Consider the following 14,519-nt stretch of genomic DNA (forward strand, 5'->3'; position numbering starts at 1 on the left):
TCCCGCAGGGAGAAGGGAAACAGCAGCGCGGGTTCTGCCTACGCCGGCTCGTCCGGGATCAGCGCGCTTTCCAGCCGCGCGATGCAGTCCTTCAGCCACAGCTTGCGCTTCTTCAGGCGCTTGACCGTCAGCTCGTCCGCGTCCGGCGCAAGGGCCAGGCGTTCGATCGCCGCGTCCAGGTCGCGGTGTTCCAGCCGGAGTTCGGCCAGCTGGCGCGCGAGCACGGCGGGATCGTCACTTTCGATCATGCGCGAAGCTTAACGCGCCGCCGCGGCCAGCGTCACCGCGGGCCGGCCGGTAGAATGGTCGGTCCATGAGTACCGTCCTGCCGCTCCTCGAACCCCAGCCGCACGCGCGCTCCGGCACGCGGCGCGCGCACGAGAACAACAAGCTCGCCAAGCGCCTGCGCCACCAGGTGGGTCGCGCGATCGCCGACTTCGGCATGATCGAGGACGGCGACAAGGTGATGGTGTGCCTGTCCGGTGGCAAGGACAGCTACACGATGCTCGACATCCTCCTGCAACTGCAGCAGAAGGCGCCGGTGAAGTTCGAGCTGGTCGCGGTGAACCTGGACCAGAAGCAGCCGGATTTCCCCGAGCACGTGCTGCCCGAGTACCTCGAGTCGATCGGGGTGCCGTACCACATCATCGAGCAGGACACCTATTCGGTCGTCACGCGCGTGGTGCCGGAAGGCAAGACGATGTGTTCGCTGTGCTCGCGCCTGCGTCGCGGTGCGCTGTACACGTACGCCGAAGAGAATGGCTTCAACAAGATCGCGCTCGGACATCACCGCGACGACCTGGTGGCGACGTTCTTCCTCAACCTGTTCTTCCACGCGAAGCTGTCGGGCATGCCGCCCAAGCTGCTCAGCGACGATGGCAAGCACGTGGTGATCCGTCCGCTCGCCTACGTGCGCGAGGACGACATCACCGCGTACGCCGAAGCCAGGGCGTTCCCGATCATCCCGTGCAACCTGTGCGGCTCGCAGGAAAACCTGCAGCGCAAGCAGGTCAAGAAGATGATGGACGCGTGGGAACGCGAGACGCCCGGCCGCATCGAGACCATCGCGCGTTCGCTCGGCGACATCCGCCCTTCGCAGCTGAGCGATCCGAAGCTGTTCGATTTCCTCGCGCTGGGCCGCCACGGCGACGCGCCGCTGCCGGACGCGCATGCGTGGCTGGCGGGCGAGCCGCATGAGACGCGGGATTCGGGAGTGGAGATTCGGGATACGTAGAAGCCTGTCCGTCGCCGCATCCTGCCTGTCCGCATCTCTCATCCGAATCACGAATCACGGCCACTGAATGTTCTTTCGCAACCTGACGCTGTTCCGCTTCCCCACCACCACCAAGTTCGACAGCCTCGAAAGCGGCTTGGGCGAATGCCAGCTCAAGCCGGTCGGTCCGCTGGAACTGTCCAGCCGCGGCTTCATCTCGCCGTTCGGCCGCGATGCCGATGCGATGTCGCACAGCCAGGGCGATGCCACGTGGCTGGCCGTCGGCGGCGAGGACAAGATCCTGCCGGGCTCGGTCGTCAACGACATGCTCAACAAGAAGCTTGCGGACATCGAGGCGAAGGAAGGCCGTCGTCCCGGCGGACGCACGCGCAAGCGCCTGAAGGACGAGCTCATCACCGACCTGCTGCCGCGTGCGTTCGTGAAGCCCAGCCGCACCGATGCGCTGATCGACCTCGGCCACGGCGTGGTCGCGGTCGATACGTCCAGCCGCAAGACCGGCGAGAACGTGGTCAGCGAGATCCGCCGTGCGATGGGCAGCTTCCCGGCGCTGCCGCTGAACGCGGAAGTCGCGCCGCGCTCGGTGCTGACCGGCTGGGTCGCGGGCGAACCGCTGCCGGAAGGCCTGTCGCTGGGCGACGAGTGCGAGCTGCGCGATCCCATCGACCAGGGCGCGGTGGTGAAGGTGCAGCGCATGGAGCTGCAGAGCGACGAGATCACCAAGCACCTGGAATCGGGCAAGCAGGTAACGCGCCTGGCGCTGAACCTCGACGACCATGTCTCGTTCGTGCTCGGCGAAGATCTCGTCGTGCGCAAGTTCAAGCTGCTCGACGGTGCGGTGGACGAGCTGGAATCGACCGATCGCGACGACCTGCGCGCCGAACTGGACGCGCGTTTCGTGCTGATGGCGGGCGAGTTCCGTCGCCTGTTCACGGTCCTGGAGGGCGCGCTGAAGCTGTCGAAGGCGGAAGCCTGATAGCGCTTCGGCATTCACGCGGCGTCGCCTGCGACAAGCGCAACGCGACGCCGTTATGATCGGCCCATGCCCTCGCCGCTCCGTCCGCTCGCACGCCTGTTCGCGCCTACGCCGCGCACGGTCGAACGCGAGGTGCTCGATGTCGAACTACCTGACGGTCGTCGTGTAGCCCTGCAGCGCGTGCGCGATCCCCGTGCGCGCCGGCTGAAGCTCTCCGTCGACGAACGCGGCGCGCGCCTGACCGTGCCGATGCGCGCCAGCGTCGCCGCGGCCGATCGCTTCCTCGCCGAACACCGCGACTGGCTGGCTGCGCAGCTGGCGCGCTACACCCTCGACGACATGCCCGCGCTCGCGCCCGGCGCGACGCTGGAATTGCCGTTGCGCGGCGCGATGCACGCGCTGCGCTGGCAGGCCGGACGCTTCACCCGGCTCGACCACGCGGACGATGGCAGCGGCGATCTGGTGTTCACCCACCCGGCGCGTGCCGGTGAGGCCGCGATGCGCCGCGCCGTGCGCGACTTCTACGAAGCGCAGGCGCGTTCCGACGTCGGCCGCTGGCTGCCGCGCTACCTGCCGTCGCTGCCGCGGCCACCGCGACGCACGCTGTTCAAGATGATGTCGTCGCAGTGGGGTTCGCTCGCACCCGACGGGTCGATGGCGCTCGACCTGTCGCTGGTGCTGGCGCGTCCCGGTGCGTTCGAGTACGTGCTGGTGCACGAGCTTTGCCACCTGATCCACGCCGACCACTCGCGCGCGTTCTGGCGCGAGGTCGAAGCGCGCTACCCGCACTGGCGCGAAGAGCGCGAGTACTTCCACGCCGAAGGCCGGCGCTTGAAGGCGACGCTGCGCGCGTTGTGCGGGAAGCCCGCCTGACGCTCAGCGCGTGAAGAAATCGCCGATCGTAGCGGCCAGCGTTTCCGGTTGTTCCATGTGCAGGTGGTGGCCGCCTTCCATCACGATCAGCTCGCCCCGCGGCAGCAGGCCGGCACGTTCGCGGCGCAGCGGGTCGGGAAGGTAGGGCTGCGCAGGCTCGGCGAAGATCACTCGCGTCGGGCATTCGATGCCGGCGACCAGATCGCGGATCTGCGGCTCGGTCATGCGCTGCATCGTCGGCAGCGTCAGGCGCGGATCGCTCGACCAGGTGAAGCCGCCTTCCACCGGCACCACACCGCGCTCGACCAGCAACCGCGCCGCCGGTTCGGCCAGTCGGCTGCCGACCTGCAGGCCCGCGCTCATGCGCGCGCGCACCGCGACGGCGACATCGGGGAACACGCGCAGCGACTTGCCGCGTAGCGCACGCGTCGCGGCGATCGCGTCACGCATCCGGCTGACCGTGTGTTCCGGCACTTCGGCCAATGCACCGAGCGCCTCGATCGCGATCAGCCGCTCGACGCGTTGGGGACACGCCGCGGCGACCAGGCTGGAAATGCCCGCGCCCATCGAATGGCCGAGCAGCGCGAAACGGTCCCAGCCGAGCGCATCGGCGATGTCGAGCACCGCGTTCACCGCGGCGGCGAACGAGTAGTCCGCACCGGGCGGCAGGTGTGCGCTCGCACCGTGGCCGGGAAGATCAGGCGCGACCAGGTCGATGCCGTGCAGGTGCTTCGCCAGCGGCACGAAGCTCGCCGCATTGTCGAGCCAGCCGTGCAGCGCCAGCACGCGCGGCGCACCGGCATCGCCTGCGCGCAGTCCGGCAATGCGGCCGACGGGTGTGTCGAGGGTGAATTCGTGCAGGCCGCGCGAAGGCATCAGATCCAGTCCTTGAGCGCGCGACGCGCGATGTCCGCCAGCGCGCGCGCATGCGGCCGGCTGTCGTTGAGGCAGGGAATGTAGCGCAGCGTGCCGCCGTGCTCGGCGAATTTCTCCGACAGCATCATCGCCACTTCTTCCAGCGTCTCGATGCAATCGACCGCGAAGCCGGGCGCAACCACGTCGACACTGCGCACGCCGCGCGCGGCCAGCGCATGCAGCGTCGCCTCGGTGCTGGGTTCGAGCCACTTGTCGCGGCCGAAACGGGACTGGTAGGTCAACGTCCACTCGTCGCGCGCGAGGCCGAGCCGCTGCGCGATCGCCTCGGCGCCGGCTTCGCACTGGCTCGCATACGGATCGCCTGCGTCCACGAGGCGCTGCGGCAGACCGTGGAAGGAGAACAGCAGATGCCCGCTTTCGCCGTACGCGGCGCGATGCGCGCGGATCGAATCGGCCACTGCGTCGAGCCAACCGGCGTCGATGTGATAGTCATCGACCATGCGCGTCGGCAATGCGCGCTCGCGTTCGAGCACGTCGCCCACCGACGCGGTGGTGGTCGTCGAATACTGCGGATACAGCGGCAGCACCAGCGCGCGGCGCACGCCCGCGTCGCGAAGTTCGCGAAGGCGCGCGGACAGCGCGGGCGTGCCGTAGCGCATCGCATCGATGACGCGCAGCGACGGCATCTCCTCCTGCACCGCGCGCGCGAGCCGGCGCGTGTACGCCGCGAGCGGTGAACCGCCATCGGCACCGTCGAACCAGATGCTCGCGTACTTCTTCGCCACCGGCGCCGAACGCGAAGGCAATACCGCCAGATGCAGCAAAGGCAGCCACAGCCAGCGCGGCAGGCCGACAACGCGGCGGTCGCCGAGGAATTCCGCGAGGTAACGGCGCACGGCCGGCGCCGTCGACGCATCGGGAGTGCCGAGGTTCACCAGGACGAGGGCGGTGTCCGGCGCGGGGCCGGTGGATGACGTGGACGCGCCGTCGGCGACGGCGTCGTGGCTGGCGTGAGCGGGCATGCCGCATAGGATGACAGCTGCGCTCGTCCGCGCGCACCCGTGCGGGTATCCGTGCACCCGACCATGCGCGTGCGGGGCGATCGGTACGGCGTCGTTCTTGCTATCCACGACGCGGTTGGATGCGATCGCAGCACAGGATTGATCAGCTTATGCGAGCTTCATCCACTTCTGGCGCTTGACGCCGGCGCTGGTTGGGTGACGATTCATTGCCGAATCACTAGCCTGAACCGACTGCCCTGCCAGCGGTCGAACATCGACTTTCCCCTGGAGTCCGCCATGTCACGTCTGCCGCGCCTCACCGTCCTCATGATCAGCCTGGGTATCGCCACCGCCGCCGTGGCGGGTCCGCAGGAGGACGAGCGCGCGCGCCAGTCCGTGCGGGTGCTGACCGACATCCAGCAGATCCCCGAGTCGTCGATCCCCGACAAACTGCTCGACGAGGCACGCGGCATTGTCGTGGTGCCCGATTCGCTCAAGGTCGGCCTGGTCCTCGGCGGCCGTCGCGGCCACGGCCTGCTGTCGGTGAAGAATCCGGACGGCACCTGGTCGAACCCGAGCTTCGTCAAGCTCACCGGCGGCAGCATAGGCTTCCAGGCGGGCGTGCAGTCGGCCGACATCGTGCTGGTGTTCCGCAGCGACCGCGGTCTGGATTCGATCGTCAACGGCAAGGTCACCCTCGGCGCGGACGCCGGCGTGGCCGCCGGTCCGGTCGGCCGCAATGCCGCCACCGCCACCGACGGCCAGCTCAAGGCCGAGATCTGGTCGTGGTCGCGCGCGCGTGGCCTGTTCGCCGGCATCGCCCTGGACGGCGCGGTGCTGTCGATCGACGACGCCGCCAACGAGGCCGTGTACGGCCGCGACACCACGCCGCGCATGATCTTCGAGGGTCGCGCGCACGGCCAGCCGTCGACCGTGGTGGTGGATTTCCGCGACCGACTGGAAGAAGCCAGCGCCATCGCCCGCAACGCACGCGCGCACAACGACGCCGACGCCCGCGCGCGCAGCGGCGCGACGCGCCCGGTGACGCCGTCCGGCGGCACCACCACGGCCTCCCGCGCGCCGGCGCCCGCTCCAGCCCAGCCCGCCCAGGCCCAGCCGACGCCGTTCGAGACCGTGGAAAGCCCGGTTCAGGCCGAACCGCTCCCCTGATCTGCGTCAAACATCGGCGTTCTTAACTCCTTACACTCACCGGCATGACAGCGCGTGTCATGCCGGTGCGGTATTCTGAACATCCATTTTTCCGCGGACATTTCCTATGGGCGGTTTGAGTCTTTGGCACTGGCTGATCGTGCTCGTGATCGTGGTGCTGGTCTTCGGCACCAAGCGCCTGGGCAGCGTCGGCAAGGATCTGGGCGAAGCGGTTAAGGGCTTCAAGAAGGGCATGCGCGACGAGGACGACAAGCCGTCGGCCCAGCTGCGCGACGAGCGCGGCAACGAGCGCGAGTCCAGCGAAAGCAAGCAGGACGAGCGCACTCCGCGCTGACGCGGCGCGGGCGCGCTTTACCGGACGCCGGCCATGTTCGACATCGGGTTCTCCGAGATCTTCGTCATTGCGATCGTGGCCCTGCTGGTGCTGGGCCCCGAGCGCCTGCCCAAGGCCGCGCGCTTCGCCGGCCTGTGGGTGCGCCGTGCGCGCGCGCAGTGGTACTCGGTGAAGTCCGAGCTGGAGAACGAGCTGGCGGCGGATGAGCTCAAGCGCAGCCTGCGCGAGACCGGCGACTCGCTGCGCGAGGCCCGCGACGACCTCAACGCCGGCATCGACGAGGCGCGCAATCGCCTGATGCGCGAGCAGCAGGAGCTGCAGCGCGAACTCGATGCGCTCGACGCGCGCGTGCGCGATACGCAGGTCGACGAGCCGGCGCCCGAATCCGCGACGGACGAACCGGCTGCGCTCGAAGCGCCCGCTCGAACGCCCGCCGAAGCGCCCAACGTTTCCCACGCAGAACCCGACACCGAACCCACGCCTGTTGCGGCCGACGACGGAATGCAGCGCCGATGAGCCGCGACACCGAGCCTTCGCACGCCGACGCGGACAGCGCCGCGGAACCACGGCTGATCGACCATCTCATCGAGTTGCGTGCGCGCCTGCTGCGCGCGGTGGTCGGCCTGCTGGTGGTGTTCCTGGCGCTGATGCCGTTCGCCGCCGAGATCTACGGCGCCCTCGCCCAGCCCTTGCTGAGCAAGCTTCCCGCCACCGGCCGGCTGGTCGCGGTGGACCCGGCGGGCGGCTTCTTCGTACCAGTCAAGCTGGCCTTCTTCGCGGCATTCCTGATCACCGTGCCGTGGCTGCTGTACCAGGCGTGGGCGTTCGTCGCACCGGGCCTGTACAAGCGTGAGAAGCGCCTGGCGCTACCGCTGCTGGTGTCGGCGGTGGCGCTGTTCTACGCCGGCTGCGCGTTCGCGTTCTTCCTGGTGTTGCCGACGGTGTTCGGCTTCCTCGCCAAGTTCACGCCCGACGTCGTGGCGATGACGCCCGACATCGGCAAGTACCTGGACTTCGTGCTGGTGATCTTCCTCGCCTTCGGCGCCAGCTTCGAGCTGCCGGTGGCGCTGGTGATCCTGGTCGCGCTGGGCTGGGTCACGCCGCAGCAGCTCAAGGACGCGCGCGGCTACGCCATCGTCGGCGTGTTCGTGATCGCGGCGGTGATCACGCCGCCGGACGTGGTTTCGCAGCTGATGCTGGCGATCCCGATGTGCCTGCTCTACGAGCTGGGCATCGTGGCCGCACGCTGGGTGCGGCCTGTCGAACGCAGCAAGGCCTGATCAGACCTCGATGCCGCCTGCGGCCGGATTGGCCGGCAACGGCGACGGTGCCTCGCCGAGCATGTCGCGCCAGGCGTAGTAGATCGTGCCGCCCATCACCGGCAGCAGCACCGCCATCATCAGCAGCTGGCCGAAGAAGAAAGCCGCGTTCTGGCCGATCGCGAACGCCAGCACCACCACGGCGATATTGATGACGATGCTCACCGCGAACAACGCGATGAACAGCAGCACGATCATCACGATCAATGCAACGAGGTTGCGCACGCAGGCGCGGAAGCTGATCCCCATCGCCGCGAAGGCGCGACGCTCGGTGAACATCACGTCGGGAATGGCGATGAAGGTGAAGAAGCCGGCGACCACGCCGACCACCAGCGCCGCAACCATCCAGCCGAAGATGCGGCCGGTCGGCAGCGTCTTGGCCAGTTCCGGATCGGGATTGGTCTGCAGCTGCTCCATCACCTTCACCATGTGCTGGAGCTGCTCGCCGCCGATCATCGCGACCAGCAGCACCGCCAGCACCAGCAGCGCCGCGAACTGCGGCAACAGCATCGCCAGCAGGCGCGGCATGCGACCGCCCTGCAGGCCCTGCAACAGGTGCGCCGGTTGCGCGCTGCGGCCCGAATCGACTTCGCGCGCGGCATGGATCACGCCGCCGAAGAGGATCGGCCCGAACAGCGCGACCAGGAAGCTCAGCCACAATTGCCCCGTTGCCGTGGCAAGCGCGGACAGGCCGCCCCAGATCACGCCGAGCAGGCCCAGCGCGAGCGGCGCCTTGCGCAACAGGGCGAAGCCGCCCAGCACCCATTCCGCGCCGGCACTGAACGGCACTTTGCGAATCTGCGTCATCACATTCCCCAACTGGATCTCATGGTCGTCCGCACGCGGCGGCTCAATGTCCGTGCAGGCCGCGCGCATGGCGCACGAACCGGCGCAGTACACGACGCGCATGCGGCGTCGCGCTGACCGAACGCGCCAGCGACTTGGCGCAACGGCCCTCGTTGTGCAGCGCTTCGCTGCGCGCTTGCACGTAGCCACGCATGTGCGTGGCGCTGAATTCGGGATGGAACTGCACGCCCCAGGCGCGCTCGCCCCAGCGGAAGGCATGGCAGCCGTCCTGCGAGGAGCGCGCCAGCACGGTCGCGCCGTCCGGCGCGCGCAGCACCGTCTGCAGGTGGGTCGCCTGCGCCGCGAACTGCGCCGGCAGGCCGCGGAACAGCGGATCCGCGTGCGCGTGGTCGTGCAGCTCCAGGTCGATGGTGCCCATCTCGCGACCGGTGGGGTTGTCGCCGACCTCGCCGCCCAGCGCGTGCGCGAGCAGCTGGTGGCCGTAGCAGATGCCGAACAGCGGCATGCCCGCCTGCGCGGCGTCGCGCAGCCAGCCGGCGCTGCGTTCGCTCCAGTCGCGACGCTCGGTGACCATCGCGGCCGAGCCGGTGATGATCGTGCCGGCGAAACCCGCGCGATCCGGCAACGCATCGCCGCCTTCCACGTTCACGACCACGGCCTCGTCGGCGTCGAGCCCGGCGGCCACGCGGATCCAGTGCGGGAAGCCGCGGTGGCGGCGCATCGATGCGACAGGCTGGCCGGTCTCGAGGATGAGGAAAGGCCGGGGATGACGAGGGTTCACGGCAATGACGGATGACGGCGGTGGATCTGCTCCCCCGCGCTGCGGAGGGGTCGGGCGGGCTTTGCGCGGCGGCATCCGCGGCGCGGAAAACCCAGCGGCATCAAGGCCCGTGGCTATACTAGCGCGCTTTGCAGCACCCCCACTGAGACGATGGCCGCACCTACCTTCCAGGAACTGATCCAGCGCCTGAACGCCTTCTGGGCGGATCAGGGCTGCGTGCTGATCCAGCCGCTCGACCTGGAGGTCGGTGCGGGCACCTTCCATCCGGCCACCTTCCTGCGTTCGCTCGGACCGGAGCCGTGGAACGCCGCCTACGTGCAGCCCTGCCGCCGTCCCACCGACGGCCGCTACGGCGAGAACCCCAACCGCCTGCAGCGCTACTACCAGTACCAGGTGGCGATGAAGCCCAGCCCCGACAACATCGTGGAGCTGTACTTCGACTCGCTCAAGGCGCTCGGCGTGGACCCGCTGGTGCACGACCTGCGCCTGGTCGAGGACAACTGGGAATCGCCGACGCTCGGCGCATGGGGCCTGGGCTGGGAGGTCTGGCTCAACGGCATGGAGGTCACCCAGTTCACCTACTTCCAGCAGGCCGGTGGCCTGGAGTGCCGCCCGGTGCTGGGCGAGATCACCTACGGTCTCGAACGCCTGTGCATGTACCTGCAGAACGTCGACAACGTGTACGACCTGGTCTGGACGCACGGTCCCGACGGCTCGCCGATCACCTACGGCGACGTCTACCACCAGAACGAGGTCGAGCAGTCGGCCTACAACTTCGAGCACGCCGACGTGGCCGAACTGTTCCACCGTTTCGATGCCTGCGAACGCGAGGCCCAGAAGCTCATCGAACTGGGCCTGCCGCTGCCGGCCTACGACCAGGTCTGCAAGGCGAGCCACAGCTTCAACCTGCTCGACGCGCGTCGCGCGATCAGCGTGACCGAACGCCAGCGCTACATCTTGCGCGTGCGCCGCATCGCCCAGGGCGTGGCCGAAGCGTATTTCGCCCAGCGCGAGAAACTCGGCTTCCCTGGCCTGAAGAAGGCCGCCGGCCAGGAGGTGGCGTGATGGCCATGCGTCCGCTCCTGATCGAACTGGGCACCGAAGAGCTGCCGGTCAAGGCGCTGCCCGGACTGGCGCAGGCATTCTTCGACGGCGTGCTCGACGGTCTGTCGAAGCGCGGCATCGCGTTCGCGCGCGGTGAGGCCAAGCCTCTGTACACGCCGCGCCGCCTCGCGGTGAAGCTGCCGGGCGTGGAAACCGAACAGCCCGAACAGAAATCGGAAGTGCTAGGTCCGTACCTCAACATCGCGCTCGACGCCGACGGCCAGCCGACCAAGGCCCTGCAGGGCTTCGCCGCGAAGGCCGGCATCGACTGGACGCAGCTGGAGAAGACCACCGACAACAAGGGCGAGCGCTTCGTCCATCGCGCGGTCAAGCCGGGCGCGCAAACGCGCGAACTGCTGCCGGAGATCCTGCGCGAGGCCATCGCCGCGATGCCGATCCCCAAGCCGATGCGCTGGGGCGACCACGATTACGGTTTCGCGCGTCCGGTGCACTGGCTGGTGGTGCTGCACGGCAAGGACGTGGTCGAGGCGGACCTGCTCGGCGTGCGCAGCGACCGCATGAGCCGCGGCCACCGCTTCATGCACGACAAGCCGGTGTGGTTCAGCACGCCCGACGACTACGTCGAATCGCTGCGCGCCGCATGCGTGCTGGTCGATCCGGACGAGCGTCGCGAGCGCATCGTGCAGGAAGTCGACCACGCCGCGAAGGCCGCCGGCGGCAGCGCGCGCATCGACACGGGCATCCTCGAGGAGGTCAACGGCCTCACCGAGTGGCCGAAGGCCGTCGCCTGCAGCTTCGAGCGCGAGTTCCTCGCCGTGCCGCAGGAAGCGCTGATCGCGACGATGGAAGCGAACCAGAAGTTCTTCCCGGTGCTCGATGCGGAAGGCAAGCTCAGCGAGCACTTCGTCGGCATCGCCAACATCGAATCGAAGGACGAGGTCGAGGTCCGCAAGGGCTACGAGCGCGTGATCCGCCCGCGTTTCGCCGACGCCAAGTTCTTCTTCGTGGAAGACATGAAGCAGGGCCTGTCCTCGATGAACGAAGGTCTGGCTTCGGTGAAGTACCAGGACAAGCTCGGCACCATCGCCGACAAGGTCGCGCGCGTGGCCGCGCTGGCCGAAGCGGTGGCGGCGCAGGTTGGCGTGGATCCCGCGCTGGCGCGCCGCGCCGCGGAGCTGTCCAAGGCCGACCTGCAGTCGCGCCTCGTCGGCGAATTCCCGGAATTGCAGGGCATCGCCGGCCGTTACTACGCAGCGGTCGAGAACCAGCCGCTGGATGTCGCGCACGCCATCGACGAGGCCTACATGCCGCGTTTCGCGGGCGACGCGATCGCGCCGTCGAAGCTCGGCCAGGTGCTCGCCATCGCCGAGCGCCTGGACACGCTGGCCGGCGGTTTCGCCGCGGGCCTGAAGCCGACCGGCAACAAGGATCCGTTCGCGCTGCGCCGCAATGCGCTGGGTCTGGCGCGCACGCTGCTGGAAGGCGGGCACGACGTGCTGCTGCACGACCTGATCGAACGCGCCGTCGCATTACAGCCGACCACGGCGGCCGACATCGGCAGCTACGACGTCACCCGCTTCGTCTACGACCGCCTGCGCGGCTACTACGCCGATCGCGGCGTGGCGTCGGTGCAGTTCGATGCGGTCGAGAACGTGCCGCACGATTCGCTGCCCGACTTCGACCATCGCCTCAACGCGATCGGCGAGTTCGCGAAGCTGCCCGAGGCCGAGGCGCTGGCCGCGGCCAACAAGCGCATCCGCAACATCCTCAAGAAGGTCGAAGGCGAGGTGACGTCGAAGGTCGACGCCGCGCTGTTCGCGGAGAACGCGGAGCGCGAGCTGGCCGACGCGGTCGACGGCGCGATCGCCGACACCGATCCGATGCTGGCGAAGCGCGACTACGTGGCCGCGCTCGGACGCCTCGCGCGCCTGCGTCCGCAGGTCGATGCGTTCTTCGACGGCGTGATGGTCAACGTCGACGACGCGACCGTGCGCAACAACCGCCTCGCCCTGCTCAAGCGACTGTCGGACCGACTCGGCAGCGTCGCGGCGATCGAGCATCTGTCGATCTGATCCCGCATCGCGGGCCTGCCTCGTGCGGGCCCGCAGGCGCCATCGCGGGGCCGTTGCGCGCGACCTGCGCGCGACGGCCTACACCGACCGTTAACCAGCCTCGCCGCACGCCCCGGTTATCCTGCCACGCATGCCGACCTTCCCCCGCGTCCTGGCCATCGCTGCGTTGTCGCTCGCCGCAGCCGGCACCGCGCAGGCGGCGAAGGTCGTTCAGGTGGACATCCGCGGGCTGGACGAAACCAAGACCCTCAACGTGCGCGGCGCGCTGTCGCTGGTCGATTCCGTCGGCAAGGACGTGCCCGGCCGCCGCCTGTCCTACCTGATCCGCGAGGCCGAGGACGAGACGCGCGAAGCGCTGGAGCCGTTCGGCTACTACTCGCCGACGATCAAGATCGAACGCAGCGGCAGCGGCGACACTGGCGTGACGGTCACCATCGACGTGACCCTCGATGAACCCGTGCGCGTGCGCCGTGCCGACATCGCGATCATCGGCGAGGGCAGCGAGGACCGTTACCTGCAGCAGGACCTCGCCGCGTTCCGTCCGCAGGTCGACGACGTGTTCGACCACGCGCTGTACGAGGCCAGCAAGACCAAGATCACGCGCCGCCTCGCCGAGCGCGGTTACTTCGACGCGGACTTCAGCTCGCGTCGCGTCGAAGTCACGCGCGCCGAGCGCGCCGCCGACATCGACCTGGTGTGGAGCAGCGGTGGCCGCTACGACATGGGCCCGATCACCATCGAGCAGGTGCCGGACGAGATCATCCGCAAGAGCCTGCTCGACAAGCTGATCTATTGGGAACAGGGCAGCTACTACCACCAGGGCAAGCTCGACCGCTTCCGCGAATCGCTGGCGCGGCTGGACTACTTCTCCAGCATCGAGATCGAGCCAAAACCCGAAGAAGCCGTCGACAACGAAGTGCCGGTCACCGTCACGCTGACGCCGGCCAAGCGCACGGTCTACACCGCCGGTGCCAGCTACGGCACCGATAGTGGTCCCGGCGTGCGCCTGGGCATGGAGCGCCGCTACGTCAACGACCGCGGCCACAAGGCGCTGGGCCAGATCGACTGGGCGACCAAGCGCAAGACCGCGACTGCGCAGTACCGCATCCCCGCGTTCGCGTGGCTCGACGGCTGGTACACCTTCAGCGCGCAGTACTACGACGAACAGACCGACTACATGGACACGCGCAAGGTCGAGATCGTCGCCAGCCGCAGCGGCCAGGTCAGCCGTCGCCTCACCGTCATCGCCGCGCTGCATGCATTGCGCGAACGCTGGGCGTACGCGGCGTTCGAAGGCGGCGCGGACGGTCCGGATCCCGGCACCGACGAAGCCAACGACGCCGAAGAGAGCGACGAGCTCGTCACCACCGGGTACAACTACGCGACGTTCCTGTATCCGTCGCTGCGCGCCGAGTACATCGACACCGACGACCGCATCTTCCCCAGGCACGGCATCGGCGTCACCGTGGAAGTGCGCGGCGGCCTGGAAAGCGTCGGTTCCGATGCCGACTTCGCGCAGGCCTGGGGCCAGGCGCGCTGGTACCAGGGCATCGGCGCGGCCAATCGTCTGATCCTGCGCGCCGAAGCCGGCGGCACGTTCACCAATGCGCTGGTCAACATGCCACCGAGCCTGCGGTTCTTCGCCGGCGGCGACAACAGCATCCGCGGCTACGGATTCCGCGAAGTCGGCCCGAATACCATCGGCATGGACGGCAAGAAGTACGCGATTGGCGGCAAGTACGTCGTTACCGCGTCGGCCGAGTTCGAGCATTACTTCAACAACGGCCCGTGGGGTGCGGCGGCCTTCGTCGACACCGGCGACGCATTCAACAAGTTCGGCGGCGAAGTGTCCGATCCCACCGACCGCGACCAGAATTTCGACCTGCACACCGGCGTTGGCGTCGGCGTACGCTGGCGCTCGCCGGTGGGCCCCGTGCGCCTGGACATCGCGCGCGGCCTGAACGATCCGGATTCGGATTACGAGATCTACCTGAACATCGGTGCGTCCTGGTGA

Annotated in this window: 15 protein-coding genes; 10 read left to right on the forward strand and 5 right to left on the reverse strand. The window is 68.5% G+C overall.

The features are described 5' to 3' along the window. Positions 1-38 precede the first annotated feature (38 nt). Entirely contained in the window at positions 39-248 is a 210-nt protein-coding gene (locus FOF45_RS06410; protein ID WP_158983152.1) for a YdcH family protein, read from the reverse strand. A 65-nt stretch (positions 249-313) separates the two neighbouring features. Here FOF45_RS06410 and ttcA point away from each other — a divergent pair, with 65 nt between their 5' ends. The 3 genes from ttcA to FOF45_RS06425 all read left to right on the forward strand — a co-directional run bounded on the left by ttcA (position 314) and on the right by FOF45_RS06425 (position 3,080). Then, complete coding sequence (gene ttcA / locus FOF45_RS06415) at positions 314-1,234, forward strand: tRNA 2-thiocytidine(32) synthetase TtcA (RefSeq protein WP_158983154.1); 921 nt, start codon at positions 314-316, stop codon at positions 1,232-1,234. Positions 1,235-1,301: 67 nt separating this feature from the next. Beyond that, positions 1,302-2,207: a recombination-associated protein RdgC gene (locus tag FOF45_RS06420; protein WP_158983156.1), complete on the forward strand. Its 906-nt coding sequence runs from the start codon at positions 1,302-1,304 to the stop codon at positions 2,205-2,207. 66 nt (positions 2,208-2,273) lie between these two features. Further along, complete coding sequence (locus FOF45_RS06425) at positions 2,274-3,080, forward strand: YgjP family zinc-dependent metalloprotease (RefSeq protein WP_158983158.1); 807 nt, start codon at positions 2,274-2,276, stop codon at positions 3,078-3,080. 3 nt (positions 3,081-3,083) lie between these two features. On the opposite strand, the gene FOF45_RS06430 is transcribed toward FOF45_RS06425, so the two are convergent. Both FOF45_RS06430 and hemH read right to left on the reverse strand, forming a co-directional pair. Then, positions 3,084-3,941: an alpha/beta fold hydrolase gene (locus tag FOF45_RS06430; protein ID WP_425481952.1), complete on the reverse strand. Its 858-nt coding sequence runs from the start codon at positions 3,939-3,941 to the stop codon at positions 3,084-3,086. A gap of 14 nt (positions 3,942-3,955) precedes the next feature. Then, positions 3,956-4,978, reverse strand: a complete 1,023-nt coding sequence (hemH, locus tag FOF45_RS06435; RefSeq protein WP_158983162.1) for a ferrochelatase — start codon at positions 4,976-4,978, stop codon at positions 3,956-3,958. A gap of 276 nt (positions 4,979-5,254) precedes the next feature. On the opposite strand from hemH, the gene FOF45_RS06440 reads away from it, so the two are divergent. From FOF45_RS06440 to tatC, 4 genes are all read left to right on the forward strand, one after another. Further along, positions 5,255-6,127 (forward strand): lipid-binding SYLF domain-containing protein, encoded by an 873-nt coding sequence (locus FOF45_RS06440; RefSeq protein ID WP_158983164.1) that lies wholly within the window; start codon positions 5,255-5,257, stop codon positions 6,125-6,127. 106 nt (positions 6,128-6,233) lie between these two features. Further along, positions 6,234-6,461 carry a Sec-independent protein translocase subunit TatA gene (gene tatA / locus FOF45_RS06445; RefSeq protein WP_158983165.1) on the forward strand — a complete coding sequence of 76 codons (228 nt, stop codon included), beginning with the start codon at positions 6,234-6,236 and terminating at the stop codon, positions 6,459-6,461. 33 nt (positions 6,462-6,494) lie between these two features. Further along, positions 6,495-6,977, forward strand: coding sequence for a Sec-independent protein translocase protein TatB (gene tatB, locus FOF45_RS06450; protein WP_158983167.1), 483 nt, complete (start codon positions 6,495-6,497; stop codon positions 6,975-6,977). Next, positions 6,974-7,741, forward strand: coding sequence for a twin-arginine translocase subunit TatC (gene tatC / locus FOF45_RS06455; protein ID WP_158983169.1), 768 nt, complete (start codon positions 6,974-6,976; stop codon positions 7,739-7,741). Before tatB ends, tatC begins: the two co-directional genes overlap by 4 nt. On the opposite strand, the gene FOF45_RS06460 is transcribed toward tatC, so the two are convergent. Further along, the gene (locus FOF45_RS06460) at positions 7,742-8,587 is read right to left on the reverse strand and encodes a BPSS1780 family membrane protein (protein ID WP_158983171.1); all 846 of its coding nucleotides are present in this window, start codon (positions 8,585-8,587) and stop codon (positions 7,742-7,744) included. It abuts the gene before it with no gap. 43 nt (positions 8,588-8,630) lie between these two features. Beyond that, positions 8,631-9,368: a glutamine amidotransferase gene (locus FOF45_RS06465; RefSeq protein ID WP_267902648.1), complete on the reverse strand. Its 738-nt coding sequence runs from the start codon at positions 9,366-9,368 to the stop codon at positions 8,631-8,633. Positions 9,369-9,518: 150 nt separating this feature from the next. Here FOF45_RS06465 and glyQ point away from each other — a divergent pair, with 150 nt between their 5' ends. The 3 genes from glyQ (at position 9,519) to FOF45_RS06480 (ending at position 14,519) form a co-directional block, all read left to right on the forward strand. Next, positions 9,519-10,433 (forward strand): glycine--tRNA ligase subunit alpha, encoded by a 915-nt coding sequence (gene glyQ, locus FOF45_RS06470; protein WP_158983175.1) that lies wholly within the window; start codon positions 9,519-9,521, stop codon positions 10,431-10,433. Further along, a complete protein-coding gene (glyS, locus tag FOF45_RS06475; protein WP_158983177.1) occupies positions 10,433-12,505 on the forward strand; it encodes a glycine--tRNA ligase subunit beta in 2,073 nt (690 codons plus the stop codon). The genes glyQ and glyS overlap by 1 nt, the downstream gene beginning before the upstream one ends. A gap of 130 nt (positions 12,506-12,635) precedes the next feature. Then, positions 12,636-14,519, forward strand: a complete 1,884-nt coding sequence (locus tag FOF45_RS06480) for an autotransporter assembly complex protein TamA (RefSeq protein WP_158983179.1) — start codon at positions 12,636-12,638, stop codon at positions 14,517-14,519.

Origin of the sequence: Lysobacter panacisoli, assembly GCF_009765165.1 — a bacterium.
Lineage (GTDB): Bacteria > Pseudomonadota > Gammaproteobacteria > Xanthomonadales > Xanthomonadaceae > Lysobacter_J > Lysobacter_J panacisoli.

Bases quoted from the DNA above. Each gene is read 5' to 3' on its own strand.
- FOF45_RS06410 (WP_158983152.1), bottom strand. From the start codon at position 248: ATGATCGAAAGTGACGATCCCGCCGTGCTCGCGCGCCAGCTGGCCGAA.
- ttcA (WP_158983154.1), top strand. From the start codon at position 314: ATGAGTACCGTCCTGCCGCTCCTCGAACCCCAGCCGCACGCGCGCTCC.
- FOF45_RS06420 (WP_158983156.1), top strand. From the start codon at position 1,302: ATGTTCTTTCGCAACCTGACGCTGTTCCGCTTCCCCACCACCACCAAG.
- FOF45_RS06425 (WP_158983158.1), top strand. From the start codon at position 2,274: ATGCCCTCGCCGCTCCGTCCGCTCGCACGCCTGTTCGCGCCTACGCCG.
- hemH (WP_158983162.1), bottom strand. From the start codon at position 4,978: ATGCCCGCTCACGCCAGCCACGACGCCGTCGCCGACGGCGCGTCCACG.
- FOF45_RS06440 (WP_158983164.1), top strand. From the start codon at position 5,255: ATGTCACGTCTGCCGCGCCTCACCGTCCTCATGATCAGCCTGGGTATC.
- tatA (WP_158983165.1), top strand. From the start codon at position 6,234: ATGGGCGGTTTGAGTCTTTGGCACTGGCTGATCGTGCTCGTGATCGTG.
- tatB (WP_158983167.1), top strand. From the start codon at position 6,495: ATGTTCGACATCGGGTTCTCCGAGATCTTCGTCATTGCGATCGTGGCC.
- tatC (WP_158983169.1), top strand. From the start codon at position 6,974: ATGAGCCGCGACACCGAGCCTTCGCACGCCGACGCGGACAGCGCCGCG.
- FOF45_RS06460 (WP_158983171.1), bottom strand. From the start codon at position 8,587: ATGACGCAGATTCGCAAAGTGCCGTTCAGTGCCGGCGCGGAATGGGTG.
- glyQ (WP_158983175.1), top strand. From the start codon at position 9,519: ATGGCCGCACCTACCTTCCAGGAACTGATCCAGCGCCTGAACGCCTTC.
- glyS (WP_158983177.1), top strand. From the start codon at position 10,433: ATGGCCATGCGTCCGCTCCTGATCGAACTGGGCACCGAAGAGCTGCCG.
- FOF45_RS06480 (WP_158983179.1), top strand. From the start codon at position 12,636: ATGCCGACCTTCCCCCGCGTCCTGGCCATCGCTGCGTTGTCGCTCGCC.